This is a genomic window from Pseudomonas sp. JV414 (assembly GCF_032424305.1).
Lineage (GTDB): Bacteria > Pseudomonadota > Gammaproteobacteria > Pseudomonadales > Pseudomonadaceae > Aquipseudomonas > Aquipseudomonas lini.
In genome coordinates this window covers 1-15,327 of sequence record NZ_VYKC01000007.1, presented here as the reverse complement: position 1 = coordinate 15,327, position 15,327 = coordinate 1, and the positions used below count along the sequence as shown (strand labels likewise).

11 protein-coding genes are annotated in these 15,327 nt (G+C 58.9%); 3 read left to right on the top strand and 8 right to left on the bottom strand.

The features are described 5' to 3' along the window. From F6R97_RS09760 to yaaA, 8 genes are all read right to left on the bottom strand, one after another. A complete protein-coding gene (locus tag F6R97_RS09760) occupies positions 1 to 1,452 on the bottom strand; it encodes an alginate O-acetyltransferase (protein WP_315866450.1) in 1,452 nt (483 codons plus the stop codon). A 10-nt stretch (positions 1,453 to 1,462) separates the two neighbouring features. Next, a complete protein-coding gene (algG, locus tag F6R97_RS09755; RefSeq protein WP_315866449.1) occupies positions 1,463 to 3,052 on the bottom strand; it encodes a mannuronan 5-epimerase AlgG in 1,590 nt (529 codons plus the stop codon). 26 nt (positions 3,053 to 3,078) lie between these two features. Continuing rightward, positions 3,079 to 4,566, bottom strand: coding sequence for an alginate export family protein (locus F6R97_RS09750; RefSeq protein WP_048396516.1), 1,488 nt, complete (start codon positions 4,564 to 4,566; stop codon positions 3,079 to 3,081). After that, the gene (algK, locus tag F6R97_RS09745) at positions 4,563 to 6,074 is read right to left on the bottom strand and encodes an alginate biosynthesis TPR repeat lipoprotein AlgK (RefSeq protein ID WP_173667513.1); all 1,512 of its coding nucleotides are present in this window, start codon (positions 6,072 to 6,074) and stop codon (positions 4,563 to 4,565) included. Before algK ends, F6R97_RS09750 begins: the two co-directional genes overlap by 4 nt. A 9-nt stretch (positions 6,075 to 6,083) precedes the next feature. Further along, entirely contained in the window at positions 6,084 to 7,253 is a 1,170-nt protein-coding gene (locus F6R97_RS09740; protein ID WP_038979046.1) for an alginate biosynthesis protein Alg44, read from the bottom strand. 35 nt (positions 7,254 to 7,288) lie between these two features. Further along, positions 7,289 to 8,770 (bottom strand): mannuronan synthase, encoded by a 1,482-nt coding sequence (gene alg8, locus F6R97_RS09735; RefSeq protein WP_390176101.1) that lies wholly within the window; start codon positions 8,768 to 8,770, stop codon positions 7,289 to 7,291. 181 nt (positions 8,771 to 8,951) lie between these two features. Next, positions 8,952 to 10,268, bottom strand: a complete 1,317-nt coding sequence (locus F6R97_RS09730; RefSeq protein WP_038979048.1) for a nucleotide sugar dehydrogenase — start codon at positions 10,266 to 10,268, stop codon at positions 8,952 to 8,954. Between the two features lie 819 nt (positions 10,269 to 11,087). Further along, positions 11,088 to 11,867 carry a peroxide stress protein YaaA gene (gene yaaA / locus F6R97_RS09725; protein ID WP_019647726.1) on the bottom strand — a complete coding sequence of 260 codons (780 nt, stop codon included), beginning with the start codon at positions 11,865 to 11,867 and terminating at the stop codon, positions 11,088 to 11,090. Positions 11,868 to 12,099: 232 nt separating this feature from the next. Here yaaA and F6R97_RS09720 point away from each other — a divergent pair, with 232 nt between their 5' ends. The 3 genes from F6R97_RS09720 to F6R97_RS09710 all read left to right on the top strand — a co-directional run. Further along, positions 12,100 to 13,224, top strand: a complete 1,125-nt coding sequence (locus F6R97_RS09720; protein WP_048396514.1) for a polysaccharide deacetylase family protein — start codon at positions 12,100 to 12,102, stop codon at positions 13,222 to 13,224. Between the two features lie 337 nt (positions 13,225 to 13,561). Continuing rightward, complete coding sequence (locus tag F6R97_RS09715; RefSeq protein WP_038979050.1) at positions 13,562 to 14,956, top strand: PhoH family protein; 1,395 nt, start codon at positions 13,562 to 13,564, stop codon at positions 14,954 to 14,956. Between the two features lie 237 nt (positions 14,957 to 15,193). Then, on the top strand, positions 15,194 to 15,327 hold a 134-nt coding region (locus F6R97_RS09710), incomplete at its 3' end, for a cyclic pyranopterin monophosphate synthase MoaC (RefSeq protein ID WP_409999792.1).

The window sequence follows — 15,327 nt, the reverse complement described above, 5'->3', positions numbered from 1 at the left end:
TCATTGCCCGGCTTGAGCGGTACGCTGCCCGGTGCCGGAGAACACGTTGCGTTTGCAGATTTTCGCTTCGACTTTCTGAGGCGTGGTACCTGGTTTCTCAGGTCCCTGGACTTCGACGGCCAGCAGGTTCTGCGAGGCCCAGTCTTCGTCCGTGCGCAACTCGAAGGCGAAACGCCCGTCGGTATCGGAGGTTTCCGGTTTGTCGATCTTGATGTCCTCGTGGCGCCCATTCATGTACCAGAGGGTGGCTTGCAAGGTTTTCACCGAGGTGTCGGCGAAGCGGATGTCGACCTGGTGGCTGCTGTTGCGCAGGTCCAGGTTCTTGCTGTTGACCATCAATTCGTTTTTGCCCGGTTTGAGCGTGGCACTGGCACTCATCTGTGCATCTTTGCCTTCGCAACCGTTGTCCAGCAGCGCCATCATTTGGCGGTAGATGGTTTCCTGATCGAGGCGATAAAGCGGCGAGAATTCCCAGATGAGGATTTTCGGCGGTTTGGTCTGGAACTCTTCGCTGCCCAAGTACTGCAGCATCGAACCTTCGAAGCCACCACCGGGGAACGCCACGTTGAGAATGTCGGCGCCGATGGCCTCTTCGAGGAAACCGGCGAAGTTGTAGTTCTTGCCACTGTGGCTGGTGCCGACCAGGGTGATTTCCGGATTTCCGGAATCACTGAACAGATCGCCATCGCCCGCTTCGCCCTTGGGCTCGGTGGTGAACTGATCCATGTACTGGATCGCGTAGCTAGTGCCACAGAGTTGACCAGCCATGTTGTGTAACGTTCCGGTCTTGCCCATGCGACCCGACTTATGGGTCTCGAATTCACGCTTGGGAACGTCGGCGAAAGCCGGCAATTGCTTGACCTTCTCAGCGACAATTTTCGCTGTGCGTTGGGCGCCATACGGCGTCCAGTGTTGGTCGCCGCGGAAGTAGAAATCGTGAGCCGGCAGGGTATCGGGCAGCGACTCGTTGGTCAGCGGCGACAGGTCCGGGACCACGTAGCCCATCTGCGCGAAACGCCCGAGCATGGTCTTGTAGTTCCTCAGCGCCTTGTCGAAGTCGTAGCTCGCCTTCTCAGCCGGGTTCAGCTTATTGCGGTTCACCAGGCCACGGGTCGGCTGGTAAACGATGACCAGTTCCACGCCTTTGCTCTTGAACGCCTCGTGCAGTTGTTTCAGGCGTTTGTAGCCGGCGGGTGTGGTGTCGAACTCGGTGCGCAAGTCTTCTTGCGTACGGAACAGCCAATCGCCCTGCGCCTGCACCAGTGTGGTGAAGTTCTGCTGATAGCGGGTGGTGTAGTTCTTCGCGTCATGGGCGGCGGGGCACAGGCTGCAGCAATCCTCGGCCTTGAAGCTGGGTGCTTTGGCGTCTTCGGCACGTACGCCACCACTGGCCGCGAGAATGCCCGCGGTCAGGGCCGACAGGCTGAGTAATTTGATCAAGTGTGGGTGCATAAAATTATCCTCAGTCCCGCATTTCGGTCTGGCGTTCGACAGGGTCGATCAGCACGGCTTTCTGCTGGCGCACCAGCAGGTCGAGAATTTCATCCTGGCGCTCGCCGAGAATCCCCGAGAAGCTGATGCCACTGGATTTGGTCGGCGCGAGCATCGACACGCGATACAACTCCACGCTCAGCGGCGAGTCGATGGACAGCGGTCCGCTGCCATTGGCGGCCAGTTCACCGCCGACCACGATCAGCGACACCTGGGCGTCGAACGGATCGAGCTTGATGTCCCGGTCGGTGTCGGTCAGGTCTTTGATGTGCCCGTAGACACCGGTCAGGCCGTTGGCCATCGAGACGTTTTCATACAGGCGGATGTTCACGCTGTTACGAATACGGATGCCGTGGCGTTTGTTGCTGATCACCTTGTTGCCCCACAACAGGTTGTCAGCACTCTCATAGAGGGTGATGCCATCGGTGTGGTTCTTGTAGATCTCGTTGTAGGCGATCAGGTTGTTCACACTGTTACGGTCGATCACCAGGCCCGACAACTTGTTGTCGTAGCTGCGGTTGTTGAAGATGAAGCTGTCGTTGACCTCACGGGAAATAATGATCCCGTGCTTCTTCTTCGTACCGAACACCGTGTTGTCGGCGATGATCAGGCCATGCGACCGGTCATGCGGGTCGATGCCGTAGACGATGTTGTCTTTGTAGGTGTTGCCCTTGACCACGAAGTCGCGGGTTTCGTAGCAGTAGAAGCCGTACCACATGTCCGAGAATTCGGAGCCGACGATCCAGCCGCTCGGTTCAGGGCGCTTGAGCACCTTGGCCATGTTCGGCGTGTATTGGGAAATACTCACGCCGTAGGACTTACTGTTGGCGTAACCGAAACTGGCGATCTTGCTGTTGGCGATGTAGGTCTCGGTGCCACCCCAGGACAGCAGGAACGGACGGAATTCCTTGGGCGACTTGAAAGCCGCCGGGCCGTTTGCCTTCTCGCTCCAGCCAGTGATTCTGGTATCACGCACGAACAACTGGCCGTCGTTGACCAGGAACGAACCAGCCTCTTGGGACAGGCGCAATTCCTGGGTCTGCTTGTCGATTTCCAGAATGCCCTTGTTCCCCACCACGATCGGCAACTTCGCCAGGAACACGCCCGGCGAGGTTTCGCTGAAGTACTGCTTGGGCAGCTTCTTCGCCAGGTCCTTGAGGTTCATGTAGCCGTCGTCGATGAAGATCGCCTGCGGGATGCCATGCTGACGCACTACCCACTCGGCCATCTTGTTGTCGCCGCCGATGAAGTCCTTCAAGGCGTTCTCTTGCATCATCCGGCGCACGCTGATCTTGCCGGGTTTGGTGCGCACGATTTTCTCGGCGATGGCTTCCGCGGTGTAGCCAGAGGTGTCCGGCAGTTTCGGCGCGTCCAGGTCCAGCGGCGCGGTTGGTGCGCTGCTGACGGTGTAGGTCTTGGCCTGTTGCAGCCCCTTGGCCATGGTCGTCGATTTTCCCGCTTGCACAGGCTGGGCCGGTTCGACGGTGGCGAAGGCCGCTGCGCTGGCGAGCAGCAGCGCGCCGGCCAGCAGGCTGATCGAGCCTTTCTTGGCGCTGTTCATGTCGGGCACTCCCTTCGCGGTTTGCATCAGAAGCGCCAGACCACGTCGACAAACGCGCGGTGCATGTACGAGTCGACTTCTTTGCCATACGCATCGCCAGGCTTGAACACGCCGCCACGGAACCGCACCAGAGCCGAAGGCTCATCGATCGACTGGCTCAACGACGCAGGCAGCAGGCCTTGCTTGAAGTACTTGGTGACCACCAGGTCCATTTCCTGACCGAGGTCTTTGTTGCCATCTTCCAGCGGCAGCGAGGTGCTGGAGAGGATCGCGCCGGTCACGTCGTCGGTGTTGTTTTCGACGGCGTTGATGCCATTGCTGCCTACCGGCTTGTTGCCGTCGACGCGCCAGAACTTGTGGTAGATCAGACTGGCGTCGTATTCGTCGTTGAGCATCCACGAGCCGAACAGGGTAGCGGTCTGCATGTTGTTCATTTCGCCACGGAAGGCTTCGCCGAAACGGTGAACCCGCGAGCGTGTACCGGTGTAGTTCGAGCGATTGCTTTCCAGGCCGGTCTGTTCGTACTCGGCGCTGGCACGGGCATACGCCGCACCGACTTGCCACTGCGGATCAAGGCGCAAACGCAGGCCGATATCGGTGGCCCAGCCATTGAGGTCTTCACCACGTTTGGCTTCGGTCGGACGCGTGCCATCGGCGTTCAGCGGGTTGACCGTGTCGGTGTCGCCGCTCATGCCGGTGATGCTGCCCCAGTAGTTGACGGTGTTGGTGTTGCGCCAGTTGTAGGCGTCGCTGTCGGCGGTGAGGCCGAGCCAGCTGATGTCACCGTTCTGTTTTTTATCCAGCGAATCGCCGGCCACGCCCGGTTCCGGGTAGTCGAGCTTGCCGTCATCGTGGGTGTGATGACCGCGAATGCCGACCCAGTTACCCGGCGACCATTGAGTGGCAACGTCGCCGAAAACGTGCAGGCGATCCTCGTCCTTGGGCGCCAGCTCTTTCAAGTCGGTGCGGTATTCGCTGAAGCGTTCGGCGATACCGGCGTTGGCGCGCAACAGGGTGGTGTCGAAGGTCCAGTTCAGGGCTTCGATGTTGGTGTCGCGCCATTGGCCGTCGTCGTTGCGCAGGCGTTGGCGACCGAGCTTGAGGATCTCGCCAGGGTAGGGCGTGAGGCCGCTGTAGCCGACCCAGAACTCGCGCATCGCCAGGTAGTTTTTCTTGGTTTTGCGATCACCGTTGTCGGTGGTCTGGGTACCGTCGCTGTCGGACTGTTGCAGGGTGTCCGTTTCGATGATGTCGGTGGACGTCACCGCCTGACCCATGGCGTAGGCGCTCCACGCGCCGCTTTCGCCGTATACCCATGGACGCAGGTCGAGGCCGACGCCGGAAACGTCGCCGCCGCTGGCAGTACCCAAGTCACGGTCGTCTTCGGACTGGCCGGTAACTTTGACTTCGAGGCCGAAGTTCTTGTCTTCGGTCAGGGCTGCCAGGGTCGGGCACGACCACAGCAGGGCGAATGTCAGGCCAATACCGGCCTTCACGAATGGATTGAGCTTCATAGGGATTCCTCGCCGTCTTCTTCTTGCAGGGCGTGCAGTTCCAGCGTGTCCGAACTCACGGCACTACGAATGGCCTGCTCTTGTTTCAGCAGGCGTTGGGCCTCGGCCAGCCGGTCAGGCGGCAGTTGCGCTTCGATTGTTTGCGCAAGCTCATTGGCTTGTGGGGTGTTTTGAGCCTTCGCCAATTGGCTGAAGACATATGCGTTGACCGGGTCGGGCCGGGTGCCCTTGCCTTGGGAGAACAGTTGGGCAATGGCGAAATCGGCGCTGTTCTGGCCGTTACGCGCAGCGGTCAGCAGGTGATCCAGGGCTTTCTGCGGATAGACCTTGCCCAGGTAACCACGACGGTAAATCTGGCCGAGGTAGTAATCGGCGGCGACTTCACGGCCGACGGCTTTCTTGAAGTGCTCTTCGGCGACCTTGGCGTCGGCCGGCACCATTTTGCCTTCGAAGTAGAGCTTGCCCAGCAACAGTTCGGCACGCGGCTGGTCGGCGGCGCGGCCGTTGTCCAGGTACTTCATCATGGCGTCGACATCACCCAGTTCAGGGAAGTCGTAGAGCAGTTGCGCCAGGCTGACCCAGGATGCCGGGTAGCCAGGTGCAATGCCTTCGAGCAGCGACTGAGCGGTTTTCTCGTCGGTCTTGCCCAGGCTCGCATCGCCCAGCACGCGGGCCACGCTGTCCACACGTTGCGCAGAGACGGCGCCACGGCTGTGAGCGGCCTGCATTTGTTTGATCAGCTCGGCTTGTTGCTCTGGCTGGCCGCGTTTCTGATAGACCGTAGCCAGTTCGACGTAGCAGATGTCGGTGGTATTCAACGCCGCTTTGCAGACTTTCTCCACGTCATCCAGGTGCTGGTCGTACGTGCCCTGGGTGCGATAGAGCAGCACTTGCGCCAGACCCGCTTCCGGTTTGCCTTCGGCGCGCCATTGGCTGATCTGCTGCTGTGCGTTGACGTTGGGGAAACTGTGCGGGTATTGCAGGTACAGCATCGCCAGCGGGATCAGAGTATTGCCTTCGCCATTGGCCGAGGCTTTCTTCAACAGCGCTTCGGCTTCTTGGTGTTCGGCTTCGGTGGCGCCGGGTTTGGCCACCAGCAGACGACCCAGGCGAGCCTGAGCCCGCGGCGAGACGCTGGCCGCGGCGCGGTAAGTCGCCTCGGCCTTTTTGATTTGCGCCGGGTCACGGCTGTCGACCTGCAGATCGGCCAGGCCAACCTGGGCTTCGCTGTAACCCAGGTCTGCCAATTGCTGATAGTTCTGCGCCGCCAGCGTGGTGTCGCCGCGCTTGAGGGCTTCATTGGCCAGACGCTGGTCGGGCAGGCCGGCGCAGCCGGCGAGGCTCACGGCCAGCGCGAGCGAGCACACCACATAGCCACTGTGGGAGCGGGCTTGCCCGCGATTCAGGCGGCTCGGTGCTTCAGAAAGACCGCGTTGATCCAATCGCGGGCAAGCCCGCTCCCACAGGATTCGCGGTGTTTTCAGGAGACTGATGATCGTCACGGGCATGTCCTCTGTTTAAAGACCGGCGGCCATGGCTTTGTTGATCAGCCAGTTCAGGTTCGGGCCACGAGTGCTGTTCACTTCCACCGGGCGACCGGCGAAGGCGCTGTCCAGTGGCTCGTCAGGTTTGATCTGCACGCGGATGTCGGACGACAGGTCGGCGCTTTTCAGGCTGGTGCTGCTGACGATCTTGCCGGTACGGGTTTGGTCTTCGCCGGCGATCTGGAAGCTGACCGTGGTGCCTGGGCGTACGTCGCCGAACTGGCGATAGGTGAAGCGTGCTTCAACGTTGGCTTCGGTGTTGCGCGGCACCAGTTGGAAGATCACGTCGCCTTTGCTGGCGTACTGACCGTTAGCCACCAGTTGCTGCGCCACGGTGCAATCGCACGGCGACGTCAGGGTGCCGGTCATTTGCTTGCCGAACAGTTCTTCAACCTTGGATGGTTGCAGTTGACCTTCGTCCAGATGGCCCTTGAGTACGTCGAGCATGCTGGTGCTGAAAGTCGCCAGCGGTGCGCCTTTGGCGGCAACGCCGTCAGCCTTGATCAGGCTCTGCACGGTGCCGTCGCGCGGCATGGTGATGTTCATGCCCTGCACGCTGACCAGGCCGGCCTGGGCGTGGCTGACGAAGTACATGCCGTACACCGATTTGAAAATGAAACCGAACGCCACAAGACCGACCACGAAGATACCGGCGCTGAAGGTCACCGCTTTCAGACGGCCGAGCGCGGTCATGCCGTGGCCGCCATCCTTGACCTTGCGCGCCTTGGTGAAGTTGTCGCGCTGCAGGGTCGCCAGCATTTCACCGACGCTGACGATGTCGCCGGCCAGGTGTGAGGTGATCAGGTGGCGCAGGGTGGAAATGTCACGGGGTTCCAGGTTCTGGAACTGGCAACCGGTGCGACCGGTCTGGCGATCCACGGAGCGAATTTGCAATTCCACGTCCATGGCCAAACCGAGGTTATCGATGACGAATTGCAGGCGAGCCTTGTGCACATCGCCGACTTTCAGCGGCAGCTGACCGGCGTTGAACGCCAGACCGCCAGCGGAAAGGTCGATGAGTCGGGCTTCAACCGGAGTCCGGTCAGGGCCGAAGAAACGCAGCTTGGCCGGGATTTTCACGCGAGCGTGTTGGCGCTGGGCTTCGGATTCGTGCACTACGTTGGAGTTGACGGCGGTATTCATATGGGCGATTTCCTAGTTAATTCAGGCGAGTTCGGTCAGACCATCATCAGCAGCACGGCGACAAAAATGCTGCCGGCGGAGAAGGTCATGGTCCGAGACGACCAAGTGTTGAACCAACCTTGAAAGCTGGCGAGATCACGGGTCAGGGAAGTGGGCTGGCGACTCCAGGACTGACGGTCGAGGCGGAAGAACACGTAGATCTTCACCAGCGCGCCGACGATCTGGTTGTAATAGAGAATCGCCGGGTAGGCCGGGCCGATCCGGTGACCGGAACAGGACAGCAGCACTGTAAGGATCAGGCGGGTGATGCCGATCCACAGCAGGTAAACCAGGATGAACGCGCTGCCGTACTTGAAGGTGGCGAGGATTGCCACGGTCAGGCCCAGCAAGGACGTCCACATCGACACGCGCTGATCGAACAGCACCACCGAAGTGAACAGGCCGAGACGTTTCATCCCCAAGCCCAGGGCGCGGGAGTTCTGCCGCAGGTTGTTGCCGTACCAGCGGAACATCAGTTTGCGACTGGCCTTGATGAAGCTCTTTTCCGGCGGGTGTTCCACGGTGTGGATCGCGGCATCCGGCACGTAGAACGTGTCGTAGCCCAGACGCATCAGGCTGAACCAGCTCGACTTGTCGTCACCGGTAAGGAACTTGAAGCGGCCCAGGCGCCAGTGTTGCAGCGAGTCGCTTTCCACATCGGCGATGAAGTCCGGGTTGGTGACCACGGTGGCGCGGAATACCGACATCCGGCCGGTCATGGTCAACACGCGCTTGGACAAGGCCATGGAGCACATGTTGATGTGACGCTGGGCGAATCGCAGTTTGTGCCATTCGCTCATGATGTAGCCGCCGCGCACTTCGCAGAACTCGTTGGTGGTCAGGCCGCCGACATTGCCGAACAGCTGGAACCACGGCACGGTCTTGAGTACGACGCCTTCGGCCAATACGGTGTCGCCATCGATCACGGCAACCACGGCGCGGTCGTCCGGCAGGTGGCGCGAGATGGCGCGGAAACCGTAGGCCAGGCCATCGCGCTTGCCGGTGCCGGGAATGCGCACGAAGTCGAGCTTGACCCGTGGCGGTGGGTTCATGCGTTTCCAGAGGCTCTTGACCAGCAGCTCATCGGACATTTCCACGATGGAGCAGACCACGGTGGTCGGCAGTTCGCAGTCGATGGCCTCGCGGATTACCGAGCTGTAGACCTGAGCGGTGGTCAGCGCGTCGATACGAAAGCTGGTGACCATCAGAAATACATGGGACGGATCTGCCGCTTTGCCCAGCTTGCGCACTTTGCGCCGCAGGTGCGGGTAGACCACGTACAGAAACAGCATGCCGCGCAGAAAGTGCGTGGCACCCATCGAGTAGCGCCAGATACCGACGATACCGATCAGGAAGATGAAGTCCTTCGACTCGGAGTCGAACGTGGACGCAGGCAGCGCCATGGCGATGCCCATCAGTAAACTTAGGTAAAACAGCCAACCGGCGGCCTGAAGTAGGCCGTGCTTTAGCCTGTGCATAATCTGCATCCGTCTCGATCTCGGGCGAGCCTGTGGGGTGGCCCGATGGGGTTAAGGCAGGCGTAGAAAGCCAAGTCGATCTCATCAGACCTGTAGGAGCGAGGCTTGCCCGCGAAGGCGGCGTACCTGACACATCACGTCGCCTGGTTCGCCGGCAAGCCTGGCTCCTACGAGGAGGGTGTTACCAGCAGATGCCTTCGGTCCGGCCACTCACGCTGGTGGCTTTGGACATGAAGCCAACCAGGTCGACCACTTGCTTGCCGTGTGGAGCTTCCAGCGCCAGGGCGCGGAATTTCTCGTCACGGTTGCCGAGGATGATCACGTCGGAGTTTGCGATCACGTCGTCGAAGTCGGAGTTGAGCAAGGACGAGACGTGAGGGATCTTCGACTCGATGTAATCCTTGTTCGCACCGTGGACACGGGCGTACTCGACGTTGCTGTCGTAGATGCTCAGGTCGTAACCCTTGCCGATCAGCATTTCCGCCAGATCGACCAGCGGGCTTTCGCGCAGGTCGTCGGTGCCGGCCTTGAAGCTCAGACCCAGCAGGGCGACTTTGCGTTTGTCGTGGCTGGAGACGATGTCGAACGCGTTCTGCACCTGGGACTCGTTACTGCGCATCAGCGAGTTGAGCAGCGGTGCTTCCACGTCCAGGGAACCGGCGCGGTAGGTCAGGGCGCGGACGTCTTTGGGCAGGCAAGAGCCGCCGAACGCAAAGCCTGGGCGCATGTAGTACTGGGACAGGTTCAGTGTCTTGTCCTGGCAGACCACTTCCATCACTTCACGACCATCGACGCCGACAGCTTTGGCGATGTTGCCGATCTCGTTGGCGAAGGTCACCTTGGTGGCGTGCCACACGTTGCAGGTGTACTTGATCATCTCGGCAACGGCGATGTCCTTGCGGATGATCGGCGCGTCGAGCTCTTCGTACAGCGACTGCAGAACGTCACCCGAAGCCTTGTCGAACTCGCCGATAACGGTCATTGGCGGCAGATCGTAATCGGCGATCGCGGTGCTTTCACGCAGGAACTCAGGGTTGACCGCCACGCCGAAATCGACGCCGGCCTTTTTGCCAGAGCAGTCTTCGAGGATCGGGATCACCACGTTTGCCACGGTGCCCGGCAGTACGGTGCTGCGAACCACGATGGTGTGGCGGGTGGTCTTGTCGCGCAGGACAAAACCGATCTCGCGGCACACGGCTTCGATGTAGTTCAGTTCCAGATCGCCGTTCTTCTTGCTCGGCGTACCGACGCAGATCATCGACAGGTCGGTGTCACGAATCGCTTCGGCGAAGTTGGTCGTGCCGCGCAATTTGCCCGTCTCGATGCCCTTCTTCAGAAGTTCGCCCAAACCCGGTTCAACGATCGGCGAACGGCCTGCGTTGATCATATCGATTTTGTCTTTGGCAACATCGACGCCAACGACGTCATGGCCCCGTGCAGACAGGCAACCGGCACATACTGCGCCGACGTAACCCAAACCAAATATGCTGATGCGCATCGCAATTACCTCTGTGTTTATCAAGCCATTACATGGCCGGAGTTAATGGTGTTCAGCGGTCATAGTGCACTCGCAAGTGCGACTTAAAGGCGCCACAGTGCCGTGTGCAGGCATACTAAGTTCCGAGTGTCTAAATAAGTGCACTCAAGATGTGCGCAGCCAGGCCTTATTGTTATGACGTGCCCTGTTATGCAGCCGATCCTCTTTTCTGAAGACTTCCGTGCAAAGGTCTTGCGCGCTCAATGCCAGGCCCGAAAGCCCGTAAATCAAGCGGTTGGGTGCTCAGGTGAGCACGTTTATAGGGGCGCAGCCGTGGCCTTGTAGGGGATAGTAATGGTGCGTTATCTCCTGTCCTTCATGTGTTGCCCAAATAAGCGATCAGTAAGCCCAAGTATGTGTGACAACTTCGCTACATGAATCTCTTGTCTGTGTAAGTTATCTCGCACAATCACCGAGAGAATCGTTACCGGTGGTATGAGCGGTGCATTTGGACATAGTTCCTGTCCGCCCATCGCGAATTCTGAAATTTCTTGAAATATGGAAAAAGATGGCACTGCTCTCATATTGATAGCACTTGCCGTTTGGCCCTTTATATATGGGGTGATTATTGCGTTAGATATTTTTTTGCCACTACGGATAAAAATTTTCAGTGCCACTACTGAAAAAAATGATCAATGTCGAGTGAAACTAAAGTTAGAAAATAGAGTGCTTGAATTTTGGCGCCAATAAAGCGGCGAAACGGAAGGGATTGTTCGATGATCAAAGGGGGCGCGCACGACGAAGTAATGGGTGTCGTGCGCTGACTTAGTGCAGGTTCTATTACTCCGGTGCGTGATCGCGCAGGAACACCAGATTGTCCGGTTTAGACTGCTCGCTGCTGTAGCGATAACCCTGAACGTCAAACTGCTTGAGGGCGACCGGGTCATTGATGCGTTCTTCAATGACGAAGCGACTCATCATCCCGCGGGCCTTTTTCGCGTAGAAACTGATGATTTTGTACTGGCCGTTCTTCAGATCCTTGAACTCGGTATTGATGATGCGCGCATTCAAGGCACTGCGTTTGACCGCCGAGAAGTACTCGTTGGAGGCCAGGTTCAGCAGCACGTCATCGCCTTGATCGGCCAAGGCTTCGTTCAGCCATTCGCTGATCCGCGTACCCCAGAAGGCGTACAAGTCCTTGCCTCGGGCATTGGCCAGTTTGGTGCCCATCTCCAGCCGATAGGGCTGCATCAGGTCCAGAGGGCGCAACAGGCCATACAGGCCGGAGAGCATGCGCAAGTGCTGTTGGGCGTAATCGAAGTCGGCTTCGCTGAAGGTTTGTGCATTCAGGCCGGTGTACACATCGCCCTTGAATGCCAGCAGCGCCTGCTTGGCGTTGGCTGGGGTGAAGGCCGGGGTCCAGCTACCGAAACGCGCGGCATTGAGACCGCCAATCTTGTCGGAGACGTGCATCAGCTCGCTGATCTGCGCTGGCGTAAGGTCGCGCAGTTGCAGGATCAGCTCCTGGGAGTGGTCGAGGTATTGCGGCTGAGTGAAGCGCTGGGTCGCCGGCGGTGTTTCGTAATCGAGGGTCTTGGCGGGGGAAATCACCATCAGCATGAAGTCGTCTCCTTTAATCGTGGCGGCGATTCTAGGGGGTTGTTCGTGTTGACTCCAGCTATGGGTGTCATAGGTGATCGGTGGCGTCATTGAACAAGATCGCAGCCTCGCTTCGCTCGGCAGCTCCTACGGTGCGCGTCCATCTGTAGGAGCTGTCGAGCGAAGCGAGGCTGCGATCTTTTGATCTTCCCGCGATATAGTGCCGCGCGGGTTTTGTTATGGAGACATCCCATTGCGTATCGTTTTTCTATTCTCGGCCTGGCTCTTGAGCTTTGGTGCCATGGCGGCGCCGGGCGATGTGGCGACGCTGGATCGCAGTACCTGGCCTGAGCAGCTCAGCAGCCCGACGTTGTTCGACGTCGCCTCGCGGGCCGAAATCCTCATGTTCGCCCGCGTTCTGCTGGCCAGCGAATCGCTGGATGAAGCGAGCCTGGCTCAACGCCTGGGCCTGCGCACCCTCAATCTGGAGTCGGTCAACCAGTTGCGCCAACGCCTGTGGCAGCGTTTGCTGACCAATTACAACTTCGCCCAGCAGAGTTGCGATCAGGATGCTTCCTTCTGTTTCCTGGTCGAGGACATGGCCACCTTGCGTGAGCAAGCGGCCAAGTTCCAGGTAAGCGACGACAGCTATTACATCAAGTGGGCCGAGCCGAGCCGGTTGTTCCACGCCCAGTACCTGGACGAGCAGTTGCGCAAGGCCGCGCTGTTCCCGCAGACCAGCAGCGAAGTCGATCGTTTTGGCGACTATGAGCGCAACGGCGAGGCCATGAATGACCGCCTGTTCCTGCTGACATTCGACAGCGCCGCCAACACCGCGCCAGATAACACCGCCTGGGTCACCGAGTACCTGCGCAAATCGAACATGAGCGCTACGTTCTTCGTCCTCGGCAAGGACATTCAGGCCCGTCTGGCCGAGCGTTCGGTGGCCAGCCTGCAAGGCACTTATTCGCAGCAATGCGTGGGCGTGCAAGGCTGGGAGTTCCGCTCCCACAGCCACTGGCAGGACTGGCAGGACTCGGTGCGACGCAGCGCCGAACTGGTCAAAAACAAGCTGCCGGAGAATTACGTGCCGCTGTTTCGCCCGCCCGATGGCCAGCGCCGGTCCGATGCCGAGGGCTTCTTCAAGTCTCAGGGCTTGCAGGTGGCATTGTGGGATATCGATGCCCAGGACGGCGCCGGCAAGCTCAAGGGCAGCCAGAGCGCACAACGGGTGTTAACCCTGATGCTGCTGTGGCGGCACGGGGTGATCAATTTCAATGTGAAGCAGGATGCGCTGAAAACGGCGATGCCCTGGCTCATTACGCAAACGGCGCCAAGCGGGATCGGTTGGGCAGACTGTCAGGACGCGTTTCGCTGAAAACGGCAAAAGGCCGTAAACATTGGGGGAAGGGCGATTTTTGCAGAGAAATCGGTGCAGGCGGACTTCCGACTTTAACGGCACATTGCCTGCACGCCAAGGGCTATTCGTCACTCTGAAAAATAAACTTCAAAAAAACGTCAAAGTGCTTTTTTCTGTCATGTGTTTTGGAGTATTACGAAGACAGACCGCCGAAACCTGCAACACAGGTGGCGTCTCCCAAGACCCCAGTTTGTGTGCAGTTCACTTGAATCCTCGCAGGTGAATTCGGCGGCCACTTCGAGGCGCAGCACTGTCATGGTACTGCGTCGACTGGCTCCCACAAAGGTGACCGAGTATGGATGATCACGGACGTAGCCCTTCTTCCAACCAGCCAATCCTTTATGTACTCGATACCAACGTATTGATTCACGATCCAAACGCCCTGCTTAATTTCGAAGAACACCACGTCGCCATCCCGATGACCGTGCTTGAAGAGCTGGACAAGCTCAAGAGCGGGCATCACAGCGTTGCCGCTGAATGCCGCCAGGCGATTCGCCTGATCGACAAGACTTTGGGCGATGCCAGCCCCGAAGACGTCGAACTCGGCGTACCGATCCAGCGCGGCAAGAGTGGGCCCAAGGGTTTGCTGTCAATTTTGATGAGCAAGCGCACTGAGCCGAACATCATTCTGCCCGAGCACCTGAACGACAACATCATCATCAACCAGTTGATCGACCTGCACGCGCGCGAACCAAAGCTGCCCGTGGTGCTGGTCACCAAAGACATCAACATGCGCCTCAAGGCCCGGGCTTGCGGGATTGCGGCCGAGGACTACAGCACCGACCAACTGGTTGACGACGTGTCGCTGCTACCCAACGGTTATCACAACATGACCGGCTCCTTCTGGGACCGTGTGAGGAATGTCGACACCCGTCAGGATCATGGCCGCACCTGGCACCAAGTGCAGTTGATCGACAACCTGCCGGCGGTGCACGTCAACGAGTTCATCATCGACGAACAGGGTTTTGTCGGCTGGATCAAGGATATCGAAGAAGACAAACTGCTGATTCTCGACCTGCATCAGGAACCCCTGTTGCACCAGGAAGCCTGGGGCCTGAAACCGCGTGACATCTATCAAAGTCTGGCGCTGTACGCCTTACTCGATCCGGATATCCACCTGGTCAACCTGACCGGGGCTGCGGGTTCGGGTAAAACCATCCTCGCACTGGCGGCGGCCATTGAGCAGACCATGGTCAGTAAACGCTATCGCCGGATCATCGCGACCCGTAGCGTGCAGGGCCTGGACCAGGAGATCGGTTTCCTGCCCGGCACTGAGGCGGAAAAAATGGAGCCTTGGCTGGGCGCCATCACCGACAACCTCGAAGCCTTGCACATGGATGACGAAAACACCCATGGCAGCGTCGACTACATCCTCAGTAAAGTGCCGTTGCAGTTCAAATCCCTCAACTACATTCGAGGCCGCAGCTTCCAGCAGAGTCTGATCCTGATCGATGAATGCCAGAACCTCACGCCGCACCAGATGAAAACCATCATCACCCGTGCCGGCGCCGGTTCCAAAGTGGTGTGCCTGGGCAACCTGGCGCAGATCGACACCCCTTACCTGTCCGCGACCAGCTCCGGGCTGACGTACTTGACCGAGCGCTTCAAGGACTTCCCCAACGGTGTGCACATCACCCTGCAAGGGGTGCCACGCTCGATTCTGGCCGAATACGCCGAATCGCATCTGTAACCCTCACCAAAACCGGGCGGCCTAATGGTCGCCCGGTTTTTTTATGCCCGACACAAATCAAATGTGGGAGCGGGCTTGCTCGCGAATGCGGTGTGTCAGTTGAAATATATAGTGACTGATACACCGCATTCGCGAGCAAGCCCGCTCCCACAAGGGGATTGTGGTAATCGGATAATCAAACGTGCGGAAATTTGACCCACAGGTTTACAATCGATGCTCCTGATCAGGAGTATCCCTGTGCTGACTCATCTCGATTCCCAAGGTCGCGCCAATATGGTCGACGTCACTGAAAAAACCGTGACGTTCCGTGAAGCGACGGCCCAAGCGCTGGTGCGCATGCTGCCCGAAACCCTGCAGATGATCGTTGCTGG

Excerpts from the sequence above, each read along its gene's own strand:
- F6R97_RS09715 (WP_038979050.1), top strand. The coding sequence starts at position 13,562 with ATGGATGATCACGGACGTAGCCCTTCTTCCAACCAGCCAATCCTTTAT.
- algK (WP_173667513.1), bottom strand. The coding sequence starts at position 6,074 with ATGCCCGTGACGATCATCAGTCTCCTGAAAACACCGCGAATCCTGTGG.
- F6R97_RS09730 (WP_038979048.1), bottom strand. The coding sequence starts at position 10,268 with ATGCGCATCAGCATATTTGGTTTGGGTTACGTCGGCGCAGTATGTGCC.
- F6R97_RS09760 (WP_315866450.1), bottom strand. The coding sequence starts at position 1,452 with ATGCACCCACACTTGATCAAATTACTCAGCCTGTCGGCCCTGACCGCG.
- algG (WP_315866449.1), bottom strand. The coding sequence starts at position 3,052 with ATGAACAGCGCCAAGAAAGGCTCGATCAGCCTGCTGGCCGGCGCGCTG.
- alg8 (WP_390176101.1), bottom strand. The coding sequence starts at position 8,770 with ATGCACAGGCTAAAGCACGGCCTACTTCAGGCCGCCGGTTGGCTGTTT.
- F6R97_RS09750 (WP_048396516.1), bottom strand. The coding sequence starts at position 4,566 with ATGAAGCTCAATCCATTCGTGAAGGCCGGTATTGGCCTGACATTCGCC.
- yaaA (WP_019647726.1), bottom strand. The coding sequence starts at position 11,867 with ATGCTGATGGTGATTTCCCCCGCCAAGACCCTCGATTACGAAACACCG.
- F6R97_RS09740 (WP_038979046.1), bottom strand. The coding sequence starts at position 7,253 with ATGAATACCGCCGTCAACTCCAACGTAGTGCACGAATCCGAAGCCCAG.